We start from the raw sequence: 24,160 nt of genomic DNA, 5'->3' as shown, positions 1-24,160 counted from the left end.
AATTGAATTAGGTCAATAAAATTAAAAAGCTTTTTTACCTATAAAAAAAGCTTTTTAATTTTTACTCACAATCTGTTGAATACGAATTTAAATCCTGTTCAGTTATTTTTATTAGACTGGGCTTTATTTTGAGTCATTTCTAACAATATAAAACAATAGTTCCTCAATTTCTCCTGATAACTTTTATTGAACCTCTTAAAATTTAATCATTTTTGTTTTGCACAAAATCAGGAAAACCGCTTTCTGTCCATTCTACGACACGTGCACGAGTTGCACGATTTACATCCGACAATTCATCTCCTTGAATTTCCTTGTAATCTCTTGCATGGTAAATCATTATAGTCGCTTTTCCATCTTCAGAAGTGGTAAATGAATTGTGGCCTGGACCATATCTCTTTAAATCTGGATTCGTATAAAAAACAGGAGCCGGAGATTTATTCCAATTAGCAGCATTTAGCAAATCGGCATTTTCATTAATCCAAAGTAATCCCATACAATAATTATGATTCGTTGCACTAGCAGAATAACTTACAAATATTTTTCCGTTCTTTTGAATGACAGCTGGACCTTCATTGACATTATACTTTTCTCTTTCCCAACTAAATTCAGGTTCTGTAATAACTACTTCCGGGCCTGTAAGTGTAGTAGGATTTTTCATTTCTGATAAAACCAAAGCTGTACCATGTTTTCCTCCTCTTACATTCTGCGCCCATATTAGATATCTTTTACCGTTATGTACAAAAGTCGTAGCATCTAAAGAAAAGGAATCTATTTTAGTTTTTATCTGACCTTCTTCTGTCCATTTGCCCTGCATTGGATCTGCTGATGGATTGGATAATACCCAAATTCTGATATTCCATTTATTTTCAGCCTCTCCAGCCGCAAAATAAATATACCACTTGCCATCAATCCAGTGCAATTCAGGAGCCCAAATATGATTTGCCATCACTCCTGTTGTATGTTTATGCCAGATTTCTTTTTCTTTAGCTTCTTTTAGTCCGTTAATACTATTCGCTTTTCGCAGTACAATGCGATCATATTCAGGAACTGTCGCAATTAAGTAATACTCGCCAGAAGCGGTCTTATATACCCACGGATCTGCACGTTTTTCTGCTATTGGATTATTGAATTCAATGGACTGTGAATAAGTTTGGAATGAATACACCACAGCCAATAGGGTTAAAATAGATAATTTAATAAATTTCATTTTAGGCTTTTAATTTTATCTTTTGTTAATATATAGGTTTCTATTGATTTTTTTTTCCATTCAAAATTCCCGTTCTGACTTATATTAAATTTTGTCACCTTTCCATTTTCCTTTACAAACTCACATTCTGCACCCAGAACATTCTTAAACTGGAATTTTGTATCCGATTGAAAAATTAATGGAACTGTTCCCTGCCCAGAAATCTTAGCCAATAGTTGTCCGTTTTCATTTGTTATTGTTATGGTTCTTTTCGTATCTATTGATAAGGTATAAATACCAATATACTCATTTAGTAAAGCAGTATCCACTTTTACTTCCTGCTGAAATGTTTTCCCTAATGCAAGACTGGCAATATCAACCGTTAATTCGTCCTTTGGAGCACATTCACAATTAAATAATGCTGCAACAAATACTTTTTCTTCGGGATAATAAATTTCATTAGTTAAAAATCCTGTAATAGCGCCACCATGTTCAATTGATTTTATCCCATTTACATTTTTTAATATCCAGCCGTAACCATATTCTACCACACTTCCATCTTTTAATTTAAACGGAACAAATGCTTTTTCTATGGTTTCTTTTTTAAGAATTTTATACGAATATAATCCTTCATTCCATTTTAATAAATCTTCAGTATTGGAAATCAATTCACCAGCAGCATACGCAATAGTCATACTCCAATAATCAGCATTTTTAAATACCTTACCGTCTTTTCGATATCCATTTACTCGGTTAGGAATAATGCTATTGGAATTATCAAAATAAGTGTTATTTAAAGCCAATGGTTTCAGAATGTTTTCCTGTAAATAAGCACTATAACTTTTACCGCTTATTTTTTCGATAATATATCCCAATAAATAATACCCTGAATTACTATATTTATATTTAGTGCCCGGTTCAAATTCTAATGGAACGTTTTTAAAAAGGTCAATAAGTTCCTTTGGTTCAAAATCTCTTCTTTCTAAATAAGGCTCCTGATAATCAATCTGCATATAATCCTTTATTCCTGAAGTATGAGTCAATAGATTTTCAATAGTTATTTTTTGTGAATACGATGGATAATCAGGTACAAATTTTTGCAGATTATCTTGTAGAGAAATTTTACCTTGCTCTACTAATTGCAAAATCGCCACAGCTGTAAATTGTTTCGTTATAGAACCCAGCTTAAAAACCATATCAGGTTTAATAGGTACATTTAATTCTAGATTTGCACTACCAAAAGCTTTATTATAAACGATTTCTCCTTTTTTTGCCACCAAAACTTCAATGCCAGGTTCCGATAGACTAAATTTAGAAGAAAGCAGTTCATCCAGCTTTTTTTCTAATTGTTTGTCTTGTTTAGATTGTCCATAAGTACAAGCTAACCATAAAAGACAAAAAAGAAAATATAATTTATTCATCTTTAAATTAATTAGATATTACTAAACTATCATATAGAATGCAATTGTAAAAAATATCAAAAACTATTTATCCTTAAAATCAACCAACTTTTTTGTTCCATTATTAAATTCTACGCTAATAGTCCCATTTTTCTGCTCTTGAATTTTTAGCGGCATCAATTCTTTGTTCTTCCATTTTTCGCCTGACTTTTTCCAAAGCATTAAAGTTGCATAAATGGATGTTTTTTGGGATTTGGAATCACTACTAACATTAACCACGGCACTTTCTGTACTTTCTGGATGTAATCCATTTGCATTGACAACTTCTGATTTATCCCATCCTGAAAGCGCAACCATTGCTAATTGATATTTTCCGTTATCGATAATGGTAACCTCATGTCCTTCTACGATTTTTTTAGTCGTAATTATTTCTTTATTCAATTTTGGTAAAGCATAATGACCTAAACGCATTGAAATTGGCTTATCAGTATTATTTTTATCGATTCTTAAAATACCATTAACCAAAGGAATATCAGCTAAATTGAACTGAATTTTTTCATCGGTTTCCAAAACTACATCTCTGTAATAAATACCGTTTTCAAACTTTTTAAAAGTGTACAATCTAAAAGGTTCCCACTGATTATTTTTATTTTTGATTACGTAATTCATGGCAACTTCGCCATTTTCGCCATCAGCCTGCCAAAGAAAAGCACTGTTATAAGAAAGTCGGTTATAGTTTTCAGTTGATCTGAATCCCTGCCAGTCGTCTTTCTTTTTCTCATGACACCATGCTCTGATTTCTGATGCTCCAATGTTCGGATAATCTGTAATTAAAATCTTCGAACCGTTTAGGAAATTATTATAAACATTCTCTTTTTTGAATTTAGTTTCCCAATCTCCATCATTTTCTTTTGCAGTCCAAAACGGATTATTATCTGGCAATAAAAGTCCCATAAAAGCTTTTCCCATCCAATACACACTTCCTCTACAGCTATAGACTTGAACAGCAGGCTCAAATGCTCCGTAAAAACCAAGTGTTGGCACATTGTCTTTCATAAAATCAGGATTTTCAAGAAACTGTTTCAAAACTCCTGATGAAATTCTGCGCAACCATCCGCTATTAACAGCTGGATCATTTTCTAATCCCATAAAAGGAAAAGCAGCAATGGAACCAATTCGGTAACTGATACTACGGCCAAACATAATCATTTCGCCATTTTGGCTGAACATCAAAGGATAATTGGAATTAAGATCTCTAAAATTACTTTTGAACTTCGCCGCATATTCAGGATAATATTTGTTTCCAAAATATTCAGACCAAAGCGCTCCGTACAATTGAAATCCCCACATACTGTAATAATCGTACGCCGGACTGTCGTTGTACCAACCATCGCCTCTATAATCGTTTAAACATTTCTGTAGATATTCTTCCAGCAATTTTTCGTTGACAGCATAACCTTGTTCTTTAAAAAAGCTTAAAACAAAAATGTTGAAAAACTTCCAGTTTGAAGATACCGTTGGTCCATCGCCATAACTAAGCATTGATTTTGCCAATGCATCTTTTTGATCTTGTGGTAATGGTTTCCAAAGTACTTCAGGATTGGTAAGCAAAGACATAGCAATTGCTCCATATTCAACCAAATTCTGGCTTGGCCCACCATTTTTAGGTCTTGGCGTAATATAAGAAGGACTATTGGGATCGACTAATTTACTGAACTGATGTCTGTAATAATCCGCAACTTTGATATTATTAATGACCAAATTCGGATTTTCTTTAAGAAGCGGAGAAGCTATAAACAACGTTCTACTCAATCCTTCCAGTTTTTCTGTCGGTACTCTACCTTCATCCTGCGGATAACTTTTTCCTGGCTGTTTTGGAAACTTCATCGGATCATCGAGAGTATGAATATAACTAAAAGCACCTTCTAACAAATAAAGTCCCGCATCTTTCCAATGCTGTTTTGTCATTCCGGTATAAGGACTCAGTTTATAATCTAGATTAACCATTTTAAAAACGTTATCCGTATTTTGTTTTTGCTGTGAATATAAAGAGAGACTAAACATTGTGGCTAAAAACCACATTTTCAAATTATTCATGCTTATTTTTTTTCTAATTTCTAATACCAACTGTTTATTGATTTTCTTAAAAAGGAACTACTTCTGTAAATAAGGTCTTAATATGATTAATTTATCTCCAGATAAATCGACCTCAAATAATTTTGGAATTCGAACTGTTTTACCATCAACTTTTTTATGACTATGCACCGACATCAACCATTTGCCTTCAAAAGTTTGAAACAACATTCCGTGACCAAAATTTGGAGGTGTAATAGGATCTTTTTCCTGAATCCACGGACCATCTAAAGTGCCACTTTTGGAATAGGCAACTCCCTGCGTATAAACATCATAAATCCAGCTCGTCCAAATCATTCCCAAACGTCCAGTTCCTGTCTTAAACAAATAAGGACCGTCTGTCACTTTATTGGGGTTGTCATTTCCATTCGCATCTTTTTCCCTGCTCCAAGGAGAATCACTTGCTTTAAAAAGTAATTTTCCCTCTCCTACCGATCCACTTAAATCTGGTTTAAGTTCTATTTTTTCCATTGTTCCGTTGCCATTTTGGAGCCATTCGTAACAATAAATCATGTAAGGTTTTCCATCTTTGTCAATCCAAAATGTACCATCTAATGTTGGTTTATTGGCTGGTAAATAGGTATCGTCTTCCATTGGCACATAAGGTCCTTCCGCTTTATCACTGACTAAAACATGGCTTGCACGGCGTTCAATACTAATATCGTCCACTTTATCTATTATTTTGTCTCTATTGGTAAAAGTCGCAAAATCGTAATATTTATTTTTATAAAAATGAAGTTCTGCGGCCCAAATCATAGGGTTTGGTCCCATCCATGAATTTGGATCTGTTTTTACAACTTCATACGGGCCGCTCCATGATTTTAAATCTTTACTTTTCCAAAGTAATCCTCCTGTACCAGTCATGTAATACCTATTGGTTTTCTTATCGGCTAAAATAGCTGGATCACTTAATCTAATGGAATCTAAAGAAACTGCTTCTTTAATTTGTCTCTTTTTTTGAGCCTGCATAATCGAAAAAAATAAAAAACATAGAAGCACAGAAAAAACAAGACGTAATTTCTGTATACAATAATTTTGGTGTGTTTTCATTTTCATAGTTTATAAATTTACAGATTTACAATTGTTTTTTATTGATTTTCTGTAAAAGCAGTTAAATTCCATTTATCAAGCCATTTTAAAATAGGTTTCCCGTTTTCAAATTGTATTGGAAGCCAAATATAAGTGCCATCAATTGGATTTTTAGGATTCCATCGATCAGCCATAAAAATAAACTGATCTTTTTTTCCTTCTACAGGAAGAATATAAGTGCTTTGCGAATGAAACGTCAGTTCCGCATCTTTGCCAACACATGGATTTCCTAAAGTTTCCCATGGCCCAAAAATAGATTTCGATTTAAAAGATCTTGCAGCATTTGGATCCCAACCCGTACAACCTGATGTTATCATATAATAAATTCCGTCTTTTTTTAAAACAGCTGGAGCTTCATTATGTCCTGCCGGTGCTACTCTTGACCATTTATCTGTAAAATCTAAATAATCGTCTGTAAGTTTTGAAATATGAAGTGTCAGATTTTCTTCTGAAGAATGAATTAAATACGCCTTGTCATTATCATCAACATACACAGTCATATCTCTTGACATTTGCCCTTTTTCAAAATCCCTACGAACCAACATTCCGTTTTTTATTGCTGTCAGCCATTCGGGACTCCAAGATTTTAAAGAAGCTTCATTATTGGACGCGACTTTAAACTCCTCTTTAAAATCAATTGGCCAAACTCCTTTATTCGGACGATAGGATTTAACAAATTTAAATGGTCCTTTTGGAGTATCACTAATGGCAACAGCGGCTTTTGCAGCATCATAACCTTGCCCTTTCAGTTCCAAATGAAACCACATAACATATTTCCCTGTTTTTTTATTATAAACAACTTTTGGACGTTCCATAACACATCCTTTTGTAATTTCAGATTTAGGGTTTTGTTCGACTTTTAGCACAATACCTTCATTATGCCAATTGTACAAATCTTTTGAGGAATAACAACTGATTCCTTCCAATGAGGTATTTCCTGAACGGCCAGAAGTTTTATATTCTCCATACCAATAATAGGTGTCATCAACAAAAACAATTCCGCCGCCATGGGCATTAATATGCACTCCATCTGTATCTTTCCACTGTTTTCCCGAAACAAAATAATTGTTTTGCGAAAAAACAAAAGAACACACAAAACTGATAATCATCGAAAATTTTAATTTCATTTTTACTTATTTTTTTGATAAACCCTTATATAATCTATACTGTATTTCGAAGGAAGATCTGCTTTCGAAAATGCTCCACCATTTATTCCTCCAACGGCAAGGTTCACTAACAAATAGTGAGGCTGTTGAAATGGACTTATTTTTTGATCTGCCGATGGTATTGTTACATCAACATTAATTTCATTTAATAATTGGTCATCAACATATAATTTAATCGAATGCGCATCCCAATCCATTTTCCAAATGTGAAATTTGTCTGCCCATGATTTGTCTTTAAAATCACTCAACTTAAACGTTTCACTATCCCAAGCTGTATCCGGCTCGTTTGATTTCCATGCGGCATTAGCTAGTATTTTTCCTGTGTAATATTCCATGATATCTATTTCGCCGTTTGCAGGCCAGTTTCCTTTTACACCCAAACTCCAAAAGGCCGGCCACATTCCTTTACCAACTGGAATTTTAGCACGCATTTCAAAACGTCCGTATTTCCAGGAATGCTTTCCGCGGGTAATTAAACAGGAAGAAGTCACTTTTATGGAATCTCTGTTTTTAGCAAAATCTTTATGCGTTTTAGATACAAAATCTGGGTTGGGTTTATTTTCATTTCTGGCTTCGATAATCAAATAACCGTCTTTACAAACCGCATTTTCTTTTTGATACCATTGATTTTCCTGATTTCTCACAAAACCTGTTTCGTAATTCCAATTCTTTTCATCTGGAAGGCCATCTGTACTAAACTCATCTGCCCAGACCAACTTATAATCTTCAGAAGTCGAAACTTTTTGTTTGTGGCTCATGAAACTAAAAAGCAGCATCAGGACAATTCCCAACACCAAAAACTTACCAATAAATCTCATTTTATATCTATTTTTTAATCCTAAATAATCTCTGTTAATTCTGAGATCTTTCTATTATAACAAGGGATCCCGAAAGATCCCTCGTCATTTCTACACTAATTAAAACCAAACTTCACTTAACTGTTAAATTAAACACATAGAAACATAGTTGTTCTTTATCTAAAAAAAGAAATCAGAAAGAAACTAGTTTCTAACACATAGTTTGCTATGTGTATTGATGCTAATGAAATGCCTTTACGCAGTTGCAAAAACTATGTTCCTATGTGTTTAAAAATAATTTCACTACGCTTTACCTATTTTTTTCATATTTTATTTTTTAATAATTCGGACTGTTGCATCAGGATGTGACGGAATCTTAACCAAATAAATTCCCGAAGGCTGATTTTCTATATTCAAATGAATTGCACCATTTATATTTCCATAATGTGCTGTTGAAATTAATTTGCCATCCAGCGTGTAAATTGCAATTGTGGTATTGTCCCCATTTGATGGCAAGAAAAGATCAAACTGACCCATTGTTGGATTTGGAAACGCACTGATTGTTTTAAAAGCTTCTCCTTGTGCATTTATGTCTCCTATATTTGCGTTTTTAGCACTCAAAGAACCCGATGTTGTTAATGTTTTCACTTGTATAGCAGCAGAATATTGGCTTTCTCCTCCCGCATTTTCTGATGCAATCTTGTAGAAATAATCTTTGTTTGCTTCTAAATTGGTGTCGGCAAAAATGCTGTCTTTTACGTAAGCGTTTATAATATCATAAGTACCGTTAAGTGTTGTGGCTCTTTTGATTTTATATGATTCGGCACCCGTTACAAGCGACCATTTTAAATTGATTGCTGACGATGAGACTGCTTCGCCTGTAAAATTGGTTGGAATTGCCGAAATCGCAGGCTGATCGTAAACCAATATCGCTGAATAAGCCGACTCCACATTGTCTTTACCAACCACTTTAATTCTGTATTCGGCATGAGTGTGAACCTGATCTATTTTTGAAATAATAGTATAATCTGTTGATTCATAGAAAACAGAAAACGCATTTTCACCTGTTAGTTTTCTTTCCAAAATATATTTGTTTACTAACTCCTGATTGGTTCCTGTCCATTTTATGGTAATATTTTTATAATCAGAAGAAAGTGTATAACTCAACGTTTCTACTTTTGTTTTCCATAATGGAATATATTCTCTAGTTGAGCTATAGGCTTTCGCCGATGCATTTTTAGCATAATATTGCCCCGCAGGAGTTAAAACTGTATAATCAGTCGCTGTACTAGAAATTACTGGTGCATTCTGAAGCCAAACGTAATTTTGCCAGTTTGGATTTCTAGTTTTAAAAGCGTCGTTAATCGTAACATACATTGCTCGCGCATCTTGCACCCAATTGTAAATCGAATAACGTTCTACATAATCAGCACTTTCTAAAACAGCCAAAATCGATGCTAAATCATTTTTGTGTTTCGTGGCATTGGCATCTGTAAGCGTATTCACATCATCAGGGAAATTGTTGGCTGTCCAGTTTGCCCCAATATTCCATTCAGTAATCCAGATTGGTCTTTTGTATTTGTCATAGATATATTGCAGATCGCTTTTCCATTGTGCAGCGGTTTTATACCAATAACAGTGTAATGCTACGTAATCTACACGGTAATTATTAGCCTCAGCCTGCGTCATAAAATTAGCCATCCAGGGATTATAAGGATCCGAAGTTGCAGGAGAACCTACTCGTAATCCTGATTTCAATAGAGCTGGCCAATTGCTTATGGCTGCCTCAACGGTCATATTGGCTTGATCTGGACGATCTGGTTCGTTAAAGCCTAATAAATGCGTATATCCTTCTTTAGTATAAGCAGGTGTAAAGGATGGCCACCATTGCGTTTGACGAATTGGAACATATTCTACATTTGGCGTAGTGTCCATTCCTGTGTTCCAATTGTAATACCAAGTAATATTGGTTGAATTAATAGCTTCTGTGCTGCCGCCTGCAAGTCCTTTTTTGTTAACCTGATGCCATTTCATGGTTCGGACAAACGAAATGGTTCCTTTTAAATTAATGGGTAAAACTGGCAATTCCAAATCTTCATTTTCTGCAATATAAACTCGGCTATAGCCAGATCCATCAGCACTGGTAGCGAAAGTCGCCATATATCCTTTTTTTAGTTTGAATGATTTGATGGCATTGTCAAAAGCCCCTAAATTATCAAAAGGAGTCACGGTAACATACTGCTGTGATGATCCTGCAAAATTTTCTTCTGTAAAAACTTGTAACGGCTGATAGTCTGCAACGTATGGCGAAACAACTGTTCCTCCGCCATAATTGGTAACATTTACATTTGTACCATTGACTGCCAAAACACCGTTTACCGAAACATATTGCAACTGTGAACTAATTACGTCACTCGGTTTGACATTTTCAAAATATAAACTGTTATCTGTTGATGTTAAGTTGACTGTCGAATTAATTAATGGATTGTTTCCATTTTTAAGATACAAAGAAGCTGTTCCGCTTAAAACTACTTTTGATTTTGCAAAAGCTCCTGTAGTCGTATTGCTTGAAATATTTATGGTTTGCAGTGACGGGCTAATTACTTTATCAGGAGCATAAGCTACATTTTCAAATGTAACCGAAGTAATCGCCATATCTACAGCACCGCTTGCATAATTTTTACCAATTACAATATTGGCTGTTTCCTGTCCTTGAACTTTTAAATCTGCTATCCCGAAAAGTGCTTTAGCTCCACTTATATTAATATAATAAGTTCCTGCACTTTGCGATTGAAATAACAAATCTCCTTTTCTTAGCTTATTAACAGCTCCTGTCGTAAAATTTTTAGTTGCCAAAACGGTTCCTCCGCCGTTTGTCGCTGTAGAAACCGAAACCGTCATTTGAGAACCTGGACTTAAATTCGAAATGTATTCGTATATCCACGAAAACTGATAACCTTTTGAGGCTTCTAATTGTACTGGAAATGAATAAACGGAGCTTTCAAGTGCAGTGCTGTCCCATCTGATGTACATTAATCTGCCACTGTAAACTGAGTTATCGGATTCAAAAGTATGACCCGAAGTTACATCCATAAAACGTGCTCCGCTTGTACTGTTGGCTGTATTAAAGATAGATGGAGAAGCAACATTCGTCCATCCATAAGCAGCGGGAGTTCCGGCATTATCATTATAATAACCGTCCCATGTATTGATTAAATTGGAAGATTTCAGTTTTAAGTCGGCAATAGCAAAAAGTGCATAATCTCCTGTGATGGTTAGATAATAATTCCCATCAACATTTGAAACAAAAGATAAATCTCCCTTTCGTAGTTTATTAGCACTTCCTGTTGTAAATGTTTTAGAAGCAATAACTCCAGATCCGTCAGCACCTGATGATATTGCCACGTTTAATTTGACACCTGCCGTCGCATTGGAAATATACTCATAAAGCCATGAAAATTCATATCTCAAACCTTGCTCCAGCTTGACAGGATAACTATAGGTCGCACCTGAATAACTGGCATTATCCCAACGAATGTACATGATTCTGCCGTTGTAAACCGAATTATCAGATTCAAAAGTATGTCCAGAAGTTACATCCAAATAGCGAACACCAGAAGTCGAATTGGCAGTATTCCAAGGAAGGCTTGTTGACGTATTTGCCCAGCCATAATCGTTTGGTTTTCCAGAGTTGTTTCCGGTTACTCCTGCCCATCTTCCTAATAAATTATCTGCACCATAAGCAATTGCAGCTCCTGAAGTATCATTTAGAAAATCTAATGTTTTAGAAGTTAAATAATGTCCATCTTGATAAATATTAGCAACACCATCTTTTATTGCATATCTATAAGTCTGTTCCTGTGCGTTATCTACAGAAGTACTTAAATTTTCGGGAGTTGATAGGATTGTAGTACTATTAAAAGTTGTTTTATCCAGAGAAGTTCTAAATCCGAGACCGATTGTGTTTTTAACTTCAACATCAAATCCTCTTCCAACGGCCGAATTGACTTTGGCTTTTACCTCTAAAGTAAATTCTGTTTGATTGGATAATGGAAATGATAGAATATCTGAAGCAGTAGCATTTGTAAAAATCTTAGAACCATTTAATGTTGTGGCTAAATTTGCCTTTACAGGTAAATTAGGAGCTTGTGCCTGTATATTGAATACAAAAACCGATAACGAGAATAATAAAAATGCGTATAGTTTTTTCATATGAAATATTTGTTTAAAAATTATTTTAAAATTTTTGTTGAATGCTTTCATTGGTAACCGACAAAATTATTGGCGCAGGCAACTCCCAAACCGCTGATTTTAAAACTAAAAACTGGGCAAGAAAATTCCTTCCGCTTTTATTAACGGGCAAAATTGTACTGAAATTTGTTGTGGTATTTTATATTGTTAAACACATGATATTTTGAATCATACTGCACAATATAGTATTCATGCGGCTTATAATGACTGCCTGTATTATCCTCTTTTATAATCGAGGATAATACTTAAACAGTCAGGTAATTATAAAATTAGTATTTAAAAAAATGGATATTTAAAATACTTAAAGTATGTATCTTCAACTGCAGCAAAATAATAACCATTCCAATTAAATCACTGCAGTTTAGATACTTATTTCTATTAAACGGCTACTTAAAGCTGACTTTCATCTGCGACAGCATCCTGCCATTTATCCCAAACTTTAACGCTCGGATCATAACCATCATAACCAAAGTTCTGACTTAATTTACCTTTGATATTGGCCGTAATAGCACTGTTTGGTATTGGCCAGTAATTATTGCGTTTGTCCATGGTGTAGAACTTAGTTCCGTTAGGAACCACAATTCCGCTAGGATATTTGTTGTAAAGGGTATAATGTACAATACGTTGATACCAATAACTTCCGCCTGCGTTATCTGTTCCTGACTGTTTGTCCCAGTTGGTCTTGCTGTAGGTTTGTCCCCATTCATCAGCCTGTCCGCTGAGTGCGAGACAATGTGAAATACGTTTTAGCTCCACATTTCTCCATTCTTCTAAATAAAGCTCTCTTCCTCTTTCTGCACAAATATCGCCGATAGTAACTGTTCCATACATTTGTGATGCACCGGCTCTTGCTCTAACAACATTTACATCCTGAGCCGCACCACCAACGTTACCTTGATAAAAACGAGCTTCTGCTCTTAACAAATAAGTTTCAGCCAAACGATATAAATACCAATGTGCTTTACTTCCCGTACTAGCTCCCTGAAAATCATTTGCATTTGGATTCGTTTCGTTTACAACATCATGCAAATAGATTTTGTATAACGGGAAATCAAACCATTCGCGAAGCGTATCTTTTGACAGCAATGTAGTACCATTTTTTAATCTGAAATTTTGTCCATAATACGCAGAAGTTTTATCGCTGTATTTCAAATTTTCCATGTTTACCCAGTTCCCAACGGTACTATTATGTCTAAGATCTTGTTTATCTTCTACTCCATTAACCACCCACATTGGATGTTGTGAATAATAAGAAGCACTAATTGTAGCAATACCACGTCCTAAAGCTCTGGCATAATCATAGTTAGCCTGATAATTAGCATTGTTTGAAGCAAAACGATTTGCTGCTTGTTTTCCGTCAGGAGTAGTAACTGTACCAGAATTCCAGTTTGGTCCAAAAATTCTCATAGAAGCAAATGGTAAAAAAGATTGTACGCCACCATTTGGCATTACCATTATAGCTTCTCTGTTACCAGCAATAACTTTATTTTCAGGTCGGTGTAAATCCCAAATCACATTTCTTGTGATAGTCCATGTTGTTGGATTTCCTCCTGGATCAAAAGTTCCGAAAGAACCCTGCATTAAAGAATAACCAGAAGAATTAATCAATAAGTCGGCCTGATTTTCAGCATCTTTAAATCTTCCGGAAGCTAAGTAGCACTTTATCAATAGCTGACGGCATGCCCCTTTGTTTACAACACCTAAATAAGGTAATTTCGATTGTTCTGGAACCCATTCTACAGCCTTTTCCATGTCTGCCGTAATCATTTCGATAATTGCCTCCTTTTTAGTTGAATAATAACTTTGCTTTGGAACTTCCAAAATTTTTGTAATCAACGGAATATCTCCAAATTGATAGACCAAATTTAGATATCGATAAGCTCTGTGAAAATAAGCCTGACCAATATATTTACGTTTCACTTCTTCTGTTAAACTTGTTACCTTATCAATATAAGTTAAAACAGTATTGGCATGTTTAATTCCAGTATAAGCTTCAGTCCAGTAAAATCCGAAATAAAAATCATCATTTGTTGACGTTTTGTAACTCATGGTAGGCACCATAGTATTAGCAAAATCAGAAATGGTACTGGTATTATCTGTTTTTCCATATTTTGACATATCAGAGAAAACGTACTCTGTTCCAATAGGTACACTATTACCAGCATTATTGTAATGAATATAGTTATTACGAAGCTGTTTATCTGCACTTGCCAAAACCGCCTGTAATCCAGTTTCTGTAGTAAATGTAGCTTCTGGTTCGTAAAACGAAAGCGGATCTGGCTCCAGAAAATCCTCTGAACAAGAGACAAAAAGAGCAGCAACCGCAACTAGAGGCACTATTCTTGCAATTTTATTTTGTATATATCTTTTCATTATTGACTATTTTTTAAAGTGAAACGTTAAATCCTAAATTAAACATTCGGGTAGCAAGCCCGCCAGTCTCCGGATCACCATAATATTTCCATTGTTTAGAAGCTGACCAAGTTGCCACATTCTGAACAGAAGTGTAGATTTTGAAATTTCTCACATGCAAACGATTTATAAGATCTTTAGGAAGTGAGTACGCCAGCGAAATATTGTCTAAACGAATAAAACTGCGATCGTATAATTTTGCTGTCCCAGCTCCTGCAGGTCCTCTGGCATCAAGACGTGCCCAGTCATTTGTAGGGTTGTCAATTGTCCAATAAGGATTTACAAATGGATTGTAGTTGTTGGTATATAAACTACCATCATTATAGGTATTCATATAACGCCCATCCATAGATTTGTGTCCCATGTACGAATACATATTGATTGCCAAATTCCAATTTTTATAAAACGTAAATTCATTACGAAGCGACCAGTTAATTGGTGGTGTTGTCTGTCCTAAAAATTGTCTGTCTTTTTCGTTATAAGTTGGTTTTCCGTTAACATCATCAGCAGTATAGCTGTTTTCTACTTTTGGATCACCTGGACGCTGTCCGTATTTTGCAGCTTCAACGGCTTCATCTTTCTGCCAGATTCCAATTACTTTATAATCCCAGATTTGAGAAATAGGTTTTCCAATAAACCATCCATTGGTTTTATCGTCAGCCTCTTTTCTTCCAATAACATTTCCATTGGCATCTTTAATATCTTCCATATTGCCATACAATTTGTTAATCGTATTCTTGTTGTATGAAAAAGCAACCATAGTAGTCCATTCAAAGTTTGGTCTCTTCATGTTTAAAGTTGTAAGACTGATCTCAATCCCTTTATTTTCAACCTCTCCAAGATTGGTTGCAATAGATGAGAATCCTGTAAACTCAGGCAGACGCTGGCTCATAATCATATCATGAGTAACAGATCTGTAAATATCGATTGTACTTGTAATTCTGTCATTTAAGAAGCCTAAATCAAGACCAATATTTGACGCAGTTGTTTTTTCCCATTGCAAATTAGGGTTTGCCATGCGGTCTATTCCCAGATATTTCATATCCACGATGTTTCCCGAAGCATCGATATATCCCATTGTTGCTCCTGTACCTGAGCTTAAATTGGCTAAAGCTAAGTATGGATCTGCAAGTGATCTGTTTCCGTTTTTACCCCATGATAAACGTAATTTACCAGTGCTTAACGGTTCCCAATTAAGCCATTTTTCTTTATTAAAGTTCCATCCTAATGCTACAGAAGGGAAAGTGGCATAAGGATAAGAAGCTCCAAATGCTGAATATCCATCACGACGTACTGTTCCTGTAATCATATAACGATCGTCAAACGAATAGAAAAGTCTTGCCATTAAAGCATCGCCTGTCTGGTGTGTATCTGTTGCTGTAAAAGTACTATTAGCAAGTGTCGCATTGGCAATATTGTGGTATCCTAAAGCATCCGAAGGCTGTATATTACGCGCATAAACAACATCTGACCATGTTTTAAGATCTTCAGCTTCCTGAACAAAAGTGGCTATAATATGGTGTTTTTCATTAAATGTATGGTCCCATGTTATGGTGTTGTTTATATTCCATGTAAATTTTTTACCATTACCTCTATCCACTCCTATGTTAACTGGATTCCAGTTTTTATTACCTGCTGACTGGAAATAACGATTGTAAAAGAATTCATATCGAGGTGCTGCATTAAATGAGTATGTAATACCTAAAGGTAAAGTTACTTTTGTATTAAATATTGTATTCAATACTGTATACCCTTTATCTAGATCCATATATTGGCGATCATAGTAGTAGTTATACCCTCCAATTGTAGGGCCCATTGGTTGTCTTGCGTAATCGCCATTTGCTTCTTTAAAGTTAGCAAACGGGCTGTTTCTTAACATATTGGCATCCCAATAATTCGTTCCTGTTCCAACAGATATATCTCCATCTGATCGATCCTGAAAATTAACGTTTGCTCCAAATTCAAGCCAATCTGTAATCTTAGCATCTACTTTCATGTTCGCACGAACAGCTGTATAATCATTACCCTGAATAGCTCCTTCTGATGTTAAATATCCTAAAGACATATAATAATTTACTTTATCACTTGCTCCGGAAACACTTAAATTATTGTCACGATTAATTCCTGTTCTAAAAGTGCTATTGTACCAATCGTGTGTTTTTCCTTCTGTAAAATTCTTTAAAAGCGTTGCATCAGTTATACCTAGACGTAATCCCCAAACTTCATTTAAACTTTTTCCTTGTATTTGTGAAGCTGGCTGATAGGCTAACCATTGCGCCTCAGTAATACCGTACTGACTTAATTGACTTGGGCTTGAATAATACCCCGGTTTACCTGCTGCTGTTCCTGTAACCCATGCCTCGTAATTTCCAGTTGCAGTATTGGTGCCATACGTTTTAGCTGTTTCCCAATCTTGGCGGTATTTTACATATCCCTCTGGAGAATATACGTTTCTGTAAGCACTTTCATTGACAATCGTCATATTGGAAGTAACATTAATAACAGGCTTTCCTGTTTTTCCTTTTTTTGTCGAAATAACAATAACCCCAGCTGCCGCTTTAGAACCATATACAGCTGTAGCAGATGCATCTTTTAAGATATCGATCTGGCCAACATCATCAGGGTTAATTTCTGAAAGTTCTCCGTAGAACTGCATTCCGTCTAAAATAATAAGCGGTGAGTTATGATTGGCTCCATCAGGATTGTAAACAGAAGTCTGCCCACGAACCTGCAAAGATCCTCCTCCTTTTGCAGAAGGGTCATATCCCACTTTTAGACCAGGAACGCCTCTTAATAAATCCTGAACAGTCTGCGGGTTTTGATTGGCTAATGCTTCGGCTTTAACCTGAACAATTGATCCGGTTAAATCTTTTTTCTTCATTTTACCATATCCCACTACCACCACTTCGTCTAATGAAGCCGCATTCTCTTCTAGTTTTATATTAATATTTGTTTTGCCGTTTACAGCTACCTCTTGGGTTACAAAACCAACAAAAGATATTACTAATACTGAATTCCCATCTCCTGCCAGCGTAAATTTTCCGTCAAAATCTGTTATCGTACCATTTTTTGTTCCTTTAATTAAAACTGATGCTCCTGGAAGCGGAACACCTTTACTGTCTTTTACTTGTCCACTAATACTGTTTTGTGGCTGTACTTTTTCTGCTCCTATTTTACTACTCGGTTCAGTAGAAAATGCATGTACTTGAGACAATGAAACTAATACACAAAGCAGTGTGAGTTTCTTTTTCAAATCAAATCCAGATCCATAATCAGGAGCCTTAATCTTCCTAATAAAGTTTGTCATTTTTGGTTGTCGTTTTGGTTAAAAGTTTAGTTAATAAGTCTGCAAAATATAGAAACAACATTCAATAAGTGTGTTTTTTACAATTTTCTTTTTCAAAATTTTTTAAGTAAACATTATCATGTAATTATCAATAGTTTGCATTACAAATCTATAGCAAGAAGCATGAGCAAAAGGGGGTAATTACAACATTAAAAAAGGGGCAAATCCGTATTTTTAGATGCAAAACGGGAATTTTTTATACGAATGACAAAAAAAGCATCTTCAAAATGCATGATGCATAATTATTTAAAAGCTGCATATAAATAAAAATGTAGAATAATCTCTTAACATTTATCTTAAATAACTTTAGAAAAATAAAAAGATATGGAGCGTCACACAACATTTGGCTTAAAAAAACACAACTGTAAAATAAGCAAACTATTAATTCAATAAAGTACATTGAACGAACGCAGATAAAACGGATTTACTTCGTAAAGACGCGGATTTAAACAGATTACTATTTTTTTGGAAAGATTAATAAAAAATCCGTTTTAATCCGTGTCTTCGCGTTAGCGAATCTGTATCATCCGCGTCTGATGGAAATGATTGGCAATAATAGCCCAAATAAAAAAATATACCACTCCTCCGGAGCTTATATTCTGAACATTAAATTCTTTGCTATAAATATTTCGCTTCTCCGAAGCTTTTAAAAAAAAAGCTGCCCTTTTGGACAGCTTTCTTCATCAAATAAATGAAGCTATTTAATTATTTCACATAACGATAAACCTCTGATGCTGCTAACAAAAAAGCTCCTACTCCAAAATCAGCAGTTGAATTTTTATCGACTACTTGTCCCGGAATTGCTTTTTCGCCAATAGGCTGGACATATCCCAAAGTCCCATCTGGTTGCAGCGCAAAAGTGGTTAAGTAATTCCATGATTTTTGCACTATTGGCAGATATTCTTTTTTATCCAAAAAGCCGTTGTTAATTCCCCACATAAAACCATAAGTAAAAAAGGCTGTACCGCTGGTTTCTGGCCCAGGAGCATGTCCAGGATCTAGAATACTTCTCGTCCAATAGCCGCCTTTTTGCTGTGTAGCAGCGAGAGCTTTAGCCATATCTTTAAAACGGCTGATATACTCCTCTCTATGTTTCGCTGATTTTGGTAAATCCTGAATAATTTTGGCATAACCCGCAAAAATCCAACCATCTCCTCTAGCCCAAAAATCTTTTTTCCCATTAGCACTTTTGTGTTTTGGATACACATATTTAGCATCACGAAAATACAGTTTGGCTTCTTCATCATACATAATGCTGTCCGCATATTGCAAATAAGAATGGAGTTTTTCTAAATACATTTCGTTTCCTGTAACGTTGTACAGCTTTGTCATTACCGGCATTACCATATACAAGCCGTCAACCCACCACCAATAATCGTTTGCAGGAGTGCTCATTTCATATTCCATCACTTCACGGGCACGGGCAATTTTTTTAGGATCATTTTTTCCTGTTAAGTTGTATAAATCAATATAGGTTTGAAAACAAATCTGCCAGTCTCCAAACAATACATGTTTATCTGTTTCTCCATAGTTGTATTTCCATTCTGATTTATCAGTTGATTTCGCACCCATCCATTGATTCTTCTCCGCCCAAACCATCGAATAATCTAAATATTTTTTGTTTTGGGTTACTTTGCAAGCTTCCATATTTCCAGTGTGATAAGCGGAAACATGCCAAAAAGCATTTCCTGATTCCGGATGTGTTGTCTGCCAACGGTTATTTACTTTGTCGATAATAGCGATTACCTCTTTTTTAGATTCTTTTATCCCGTTTTCCTGTTTTACATTTCCTGTTTTACATCCAATAGTCACAAGAGAAAGAGAAGCTATTGCCATAAAAAATGATTTTCTAAAATTCATCATTATATTTTAAGATTATAAGGTTTACAATTTTAACCCTCTGAGTGAAATTTAAAAAAATAACCTTTAACATATAGAAACATAGATTTTTATGTCGAAAAAAAGAGATCAAAAGAAACTAGTTTCCACACATAGACAAACTATGTGCATTTAAATTAGTGAAACGCCTTTTTTTTAATCTTCTAAAAACTATGTTTCTATGTGTTTAAAATCATTGCACCCAGCCGTTAATTTTAATGTTTAATTATTTTTTAAAATTTTATTTTATTATCAAGTTGATTTCCAAAAACTTTCATTCAGTATGTATTTATTATCCTTTACGTTTTGATATTTCTTCTTAAACTCGGAAGGATTTATATTGTAAAATTGCTGAAAGTGTTTCCTGAAATATTTAATATCGCCAAAACCAGCAATCGAAGCGGCCTGACTTATCTGTAAATCTGTTGTGATTAATAAGGTCGCTACTTTTCGCAAACGCACATTTCTGGTAAATTCTGAAACCGATTTACCGGTAATCTTTTTAATTTTTTTATACACCAATGAATAACTCATTCCTAGATGAAATGCCAAATCATGGACGTTGAAATTCTCCACATCCAAATTGGCATCGATTATATCTACAATTCGTTCGATGAGTTTTTTATCTTCATCGGATAATTTTAGATTCGCTTCTTTTTTGGTCACTGAATTAAGCAGATAATTTTGCTCACTATCACGTCTCGCCAATATTCCGCTGATTCTGGCTAGTAAATAGTCATTATCAAAAGGTTTTGTAATATAATCATCGGCTCCAACTTCGGCTCCTTTAAGTTTCACTTCTTCCGAAGTTCCTCCAGTAAGCAATATCACAGGAATGTGTTTTAATTCGTCATCCGATTTAATATGTTTACAAAAGGTAACGCCGTTCATTTCGCCCATTACCACATCAGAAATAATTAAATCTGGCTGTACTTTTTTGATTATTGATAAAGCTGTCTCCGCATTTTCAGCCAATGTAATATGATATTTTGAGGCTAAAATGCGTTTTAGATAATTTCTTATTTGAGCATTATCATCTACAACCAAAATACTTTTGGCATCTTTAATTAAATCATTGACATTTTCTGGTTCTTCCAAACTTTGCAATACATTTTCCTGTATCACAGTATCTTCCAAAGCTTCTTCTAAAAACAAGGTTCTGTCGCTTAAATCTTCTCTGATTTCAATATCTCCAAAATGCTCTTTTCCAAGTGGTAATCTAATTTCAAAAGTTGCTCCACCACTTTTATTATCTCGACAGCTAACCTGTCCATAATGCTGATTCACAAATTGTTTGACCAAATAAAGTCCGATACCAAATCCTTTACGGTTGTTTTTTATGTTAGTATTGGACTGATAAAACAAATTAAATATTTTCTCTTTATCAGCATCTGGAACACCTTCTCCATTATCAATCACTTTTATAACCACCTCATTATCTTTGCATCGTAACGTAACGGCGACTCTTCCGTTTTCTTTTTCTGTAAATTTTAATGCATTGGAAATCAAATTAAACAGAGCCATTTCAATCTTTTCCCGATCGACATAGACCAATACTCTTTCTTCAGAAATACTAAAACTGTAATCTATTTTTTTGACTTTGGCATGATGCACAAAACAGCTAAAAACCTCTTTCGCAAGCTCCACAATATCAATCTGACCAATTTTAAGTTTTCCAGTTTCTGTTTCTGTTTTTCTAAAAAGAAGCAGCTGATCCACCAGACTCAATAATCTTCTGGAATTGCTATATACCATTTCAATGGCGCCAGGATCAATCTGTTGGTCGGTTCCATAAATGATATCTTTTAAAGGATTAATAATCATGGTTAAAGGCGACCTGAACTCATGAGAAATATTAGTGAAAAAGGTTATTTTTTTCTCATTAAGTTCTTTCTCCTGTTTCGCCAAATCCTGCGAAAGTTTTACTTCGTATTTAAGTTTTGCCTGTTGGCGCTGGTATTTATCAACCACATAAATAACCAAACAGATCATTAGAAAATAGATAAAATAAGCCAAACCACTCCTGTACCACGGCGGTAATATCGTAATAGGAAGCGAAATCGATTTTGTATTCCAGACTCCTTCTGCATTCGTAGACTTAATTTTCAGCACATAATCTCCCTCTGTTATTCTGGAATAATTTGCGCTGCGAATATTATCCACATAATGCCACTGCGAATCCCATCCTTCTAAAAAATAAGCATAGGAAATTTTTTCAGGCAAACTGTATTCTAAAGCTGCGAAATCAATGTTTAGCATGGATTCATCATAGGATAATTTTAGCTTATCAATTCCAAAAGAAGTCAGATGAGAATGATCAAAAGCCTTATTATTGACTTTTATAGAAGTGATGACAAGCTTAGGAAAATCATGAATCTGGCTATTGATTTTGGTATTTATGATATTAAATCCTTTAATTCCTCCAAAAAGTATCTCGCCAGTTGAAAGTTTGAGCGCCGCATTATAATTAAACTGATTGCTCTGAAGTCCGTCAGCATCATGATAACTTGTGATTTTTCCTGTCTGTGCATTGTACACAAATATTCCATTGTAGGTGCTGCACCAATAATCTCCTTTATTATCTTTTACAATATTTAATACCGAATTATTTGGAATTCCATTTTTGTGAGTCAGAAACTTTTTCTCTAAAGTTTGAGGATTAAAAATCAACAGACCGCCGCCTTCAGTTCCTACCAGCATTTTTGTTGGAGAAACAGCAATAACAGATCGTACGGGATATTTGAGATCAATCACTTTACGTTTCATTGTTCTTGGATTGAACTCAACCAGATCCGTAAAATTCCCTATCCAAAGATTTGCATTGTGATCTTCTGCAATTGAAATGATTCCCCTAATTTTTGCATCTACAAAATCAAATTTATCTAGTGTTTCATTATAACGATACAAGCCTTCATCATCTGGCGAAGCGGCCCATAATGTATTATCCTTTCCTCGAAAAAGCACCCAGATATTCTTTTGGACTGCATTTGTTTTGGGATTAAAAAAACTATATTTTTTAAAATTACGAGTCTGAGAATTAAACAAACAAACACCTCCGCCATAAGTTGCAAACCAAGTTCCTTTGTTGTCGTTTACAATTGCCGAGACAAAATTGTTGGAAATCGAATTCGGGTTATTGGTGCTGTGAGAGTAATTTGTGAATGTATTATCTTTTCTGTTCCACAAACTTGCGCCTGCTCCATCTGTTCCAATCCATAAATGATCACTGTCCTGCTCAGATAAAGAAAGAATAAAATCACTTGGCAGCGTATTTTTTATTTTTTCATTTTTTGAAATCGTAATAAAAGGACTTTTTCTTTCTTCCACTTTATTAACTCCTCCTCTTAAAGTTCCAATCCAAACTCGGTTTTCATTATCTGAAAAAAGTGATGAAATGGCATTGCTGTTCAGTTTTTCTTCGTCTGAATTGGCATTAAATAAAGAAAAACTATCCGAAGCATAATGATACTTTACGATGCCGTTACCGTTTGTAGCAATCCAAAGTTCTTTTTTATCAGGTTTGCACATCAAATCGGAAATAGGATACTGAACTTCCTGATTTCTATACATTTGATGTATTTTATTTACGGAATTATATTTCAACAAACCTTCGTCTGTACCAATCCAGATGTTCGAAGATTTATCGCATAAAATACAGCTTCCAACAGTAAAATCAGAGAAAACAACAATCAGTTTTTTCGCCGTTGCATCCATAGTTACCAATCCAATTCCCTGAACAAAACACCAAAATTTACCCGATTTATCGAAATCCATTCCCTGAACATGATAATCCCATTGCAGTTTTCCGTTTACATACAGCGGAATCTGAATGATTTTTTCCTGCTTGTCTTCGTAATAAAGCAGTCCCTGACCAGCAGTGCCGATATACATAACTGATTTATGATCTATAATTTTGTTGACCACAAAATCTATCGGCTCAATCTTTGAAGTTTTAGCATTTAAGTAATATTTTCTGCTAAAATGATTGTTCAGATAATTGTAAACACTGATACCTCCTTTTGTACCAATCCAAATCTCATTTTTAGTACCGCAAATGCTTACAACACGATTATTATTTAGCGAATTAGAGTCGTTTGGTTCATTTCTAAAATTTAAAAAATTATAGCCATCGTATCTGCTTATTCCATCATAAGTACCAAACCACATTAAACCTCTTTTGTCTTTATAAACCGAAGTAACAGCGTTATTGGCAAGACCGTTTTTTATACCGATGTAACCAATATTATATTTTTCCTGCCCAAATTTAGAAACAGCCGATCCTGCAACCGACTGTGGTTGAGACGGAGAACAAACTAAAAGCATTAAAAATAATAGAATTCTATTTTTCAAAATGTGTGGTGGTTAGGTTAGTTTAAGTTTTGATGAATCTATAATAGATATAGGTTAATTTAAATACGCATATGTCATAAAATTTTACGCCGAAAAGGCAATTATTCTTAAATATTTTAAAATCAGAAAAACCTATGATGTTTACTCATAGG

Annotated in this window: 11 protein-coding genes; all 11 read right to left on the bottom strand. The window is 34.7% G+C overall.

What is annotated here, in order from left to right:
• Positions 1-202: 202 nt before the first annotated feature.
• The gene (locus ACFS3A_RS09010; protein WP_379825066.1) at positions 203-1,207 is read right to left on the bottom strand and encodes a glycoside hydrolase family 43 protein; all 1,005 of its coding nucleotides are present in this window, start codon (positions 1,205-1,207) and stop codon (positions 203-205) included.
• Positions 1,204-2,607 (bottom strand): serine hydrolase domain-containing protein, encoded by a 1,404-nt coding sequence (locus ACFS3A_RS09005; RefSeq protein WP_379825065.1) that lies wholly within the window; start codon positions 2,605-2,607, stop codon positions 1,204-1,206. The genes ACFS3A_RS09010 and ACFS3A_RS09005 overlap by 4 nt, the downstream gene beginning before the upstream one ends.
• Positions 2,608-2,670: 63 nt before the next feature.
• Positions 2,671-4,683, bottom strand: coding sequence for a DUF2264 domain-containing protein (locus tag ACFS3A_RS09000; RefSeq protein ID WP_379825063.1), 2,013 nt, complete (start codon positions 4,681-4,683; stop codon positions 2,671-2,673).
• Between the two features lie 57 nt (positions 4,684-4,740).
• Positions 4,741-5,688 carry a glycoside hydrolase family 43 protein gene (locus ACFS3A_RS08995; RefSeq protein WP_379825062.1) on the bottom strand — a complete coding sequence of 316 codons (948 nt, stop codon included), beginning with the start codon at positions 5,686-5,688 and terminating at the stop codon, positions 4,741-4,743.
• 119 nt (positions 5,689-5,807) lie between these two features.
• The gene (locus tag ACFS3A_RS08990; protein WP_379825061.1) at positions 5,808-6,935 is read right to left on the bottom strand and encodes a glycoside hydrolase family 43 protein; all 1,128 of its coding nucleotides are present in this window, start codon (positions 6,933-6,935) and stop codon (positions 5,808-5,810) included.
• 2 nt (positions 6,936-6,937) lie between these two features.
• Positions 6,938-7,792: a glycoside hydrolase family 16 protein gene (locus tag ACFS3A_RS08985; protein WP_379825060.1), complete on the bottom strand. Its 855-nt coding sequence runs from the start codon at positions 7,790-7,792 to the stop codon at positions 6,938-6,940.
• Between the two features lie 309 nt (positions 7,793-8,101).
• Positions 8,102-11,983 (bottom strand): glycosyl hydrolase, encoded by a 3,882-nt coding sequence (locus ACFS3A_RS08980; RefSeq protein WP_379825058.1) that lies wholly within the window; start codon positions 11,981-11,983, stop codon positions 8,102-8,104.
• Positions 11,984-12,412: 429 nt separating this feature from the next.
• Entirely contained in the window at positions 12,413-14,395 is a 1,983-nt protein-coding gene (locus tag ACFS3A_RS08975) for a RagB/SusD family nutrient uptake outer membrane protein (RefSeq protein ID WP_379825056.1), read from the bottom strand.
• Between the two features lie 13 nt (positions 14,396-14,408).
• Positions 14,409-17,741 (bottom strand): SusC/RagA family TonB-linked outer membrane protein, encoded by a 3,333-nt coding sequence (locus ACFS3A_RS08970; protein WP_379825054.1) that lies wholly within the window; start codon positions 17,739-17,741, stop codon positions 14,409-14,411.
• Between the two features lie 744 nt (positions 17,742-18,485).
• On the bottom strand, positions 18,486-19,640 hold the full coding sequence (locus tag ACFS3A_RS08965) for a glycoside hydrolase family 88/105 protein (RefSeq protein WP_379825052.1): 1,155 nt from the start codon (positions 19,638-19,640) through the stop codon (positions 18,486-18,488).
• 270 nt (positions 19,641-19,910) lie between these two features.
• On the bottom strand, positions 19,911-24,008 hold the full coding sequence (locus ACFS3A_RS08960) for a hybrid sensor histidine kinase/response regulator transcription factor (protein WP_379825051.1): 4,098 nt from the start codon (positions 24,006-24,008) through the stop codon (positions 19,911-19,913).
• Positions 24,009-24,160: the final 152 nt, after the last annotated feature.

The organism is Flavobacterium notoginsengisoli, assembly GCF_042686225.1.
Classification (GTDB): Bacteria; Bacteroidota; Bacteroidia; order Flavobacteriales; family Flavobacteriaceae; genus Flavobacterium; species Flavobacterium notoginsengisoli.
The sequence above is the reverse complement of the archived record's forward strand: the minus strand, read 5'-3'. Positions and strand labels throughout refer to the sequence as shown.

Bases quoted from the DNA above. Each gene is read 5' to 3' on its own strand.
- ACFS3A_RS08965 (WP_379825052.1), bottom strand. From the start codon at position 19,640: ATGAATTTTAGAAAATCATTTTTTATGGCAATAGCTTCTCTTTCTCTT.
- ACFS3A_RS08970 (WP_379825054.1), bottom strand. From the start codon at position 17,741: ATGACAAACTTTATTAGGAAGATTAAGGCTCCTGATTATGGATCTGGA.
- ACFS3A_RS09000 (WP_379825063.1), bottom strand. From the start codon at position 4,683: ATGAATAATTTGAAAATGTGGTTTTTAGCCACAATGTTTAGTCTCTCT.
- ACFS3A_RS08985 (WP_379825060.1), bottom strand. From the start codon at position 7,792: ATGAGATTTATTGGTAAGTTTTTGGTGTTGGGAATTGTCCTGATGCTG.
- ACFS3A_RS09005 (WP_379825065.1), bottom strand. From the start codon at position 2,607: ATGAATAAATTATATTTTCTTTTTTGTCTTTTATGGTTAGCTTGTACT.
- ACFS3A_RS08980 (WP_379825058.1), bottom strand. From the start codon at position 11,983: ATGAAAAAACTATACGCATTTTTATTATTCTCGTTATCGGTTTTTGTA.
- ACFS3A_RS08975 (WP_379825056.1), bottom strand. From the start codon at position 14,395: ATGAAAAGATATATACAAAATAAAATTGCAAGAATAGTGCCTCTAGTT.
- ACFS3A_RS09010 (WP_379825066.1), bottom strand. From the start codon at position 1,207: ATGAAATTTATTAAATTATCTATTTTAACCCTATTGGCTGTGGTGTAT.
- ACFS3A_RS08995 (WP_379825062.1), bottom strand. From the start codon at position 5,688: ATGCAGGCTCAAAAAAAGAGACAAATTAAAGAAGCAGTTTCTTTAGAT.
- ACFS3A_RS08990 (WP_379825061.1), bottom strand. From the start codon at position 6,935: ATGAAATTAAAATTTTCGATGATTATCAGTTTTGTGTGTTCTTTTGTT.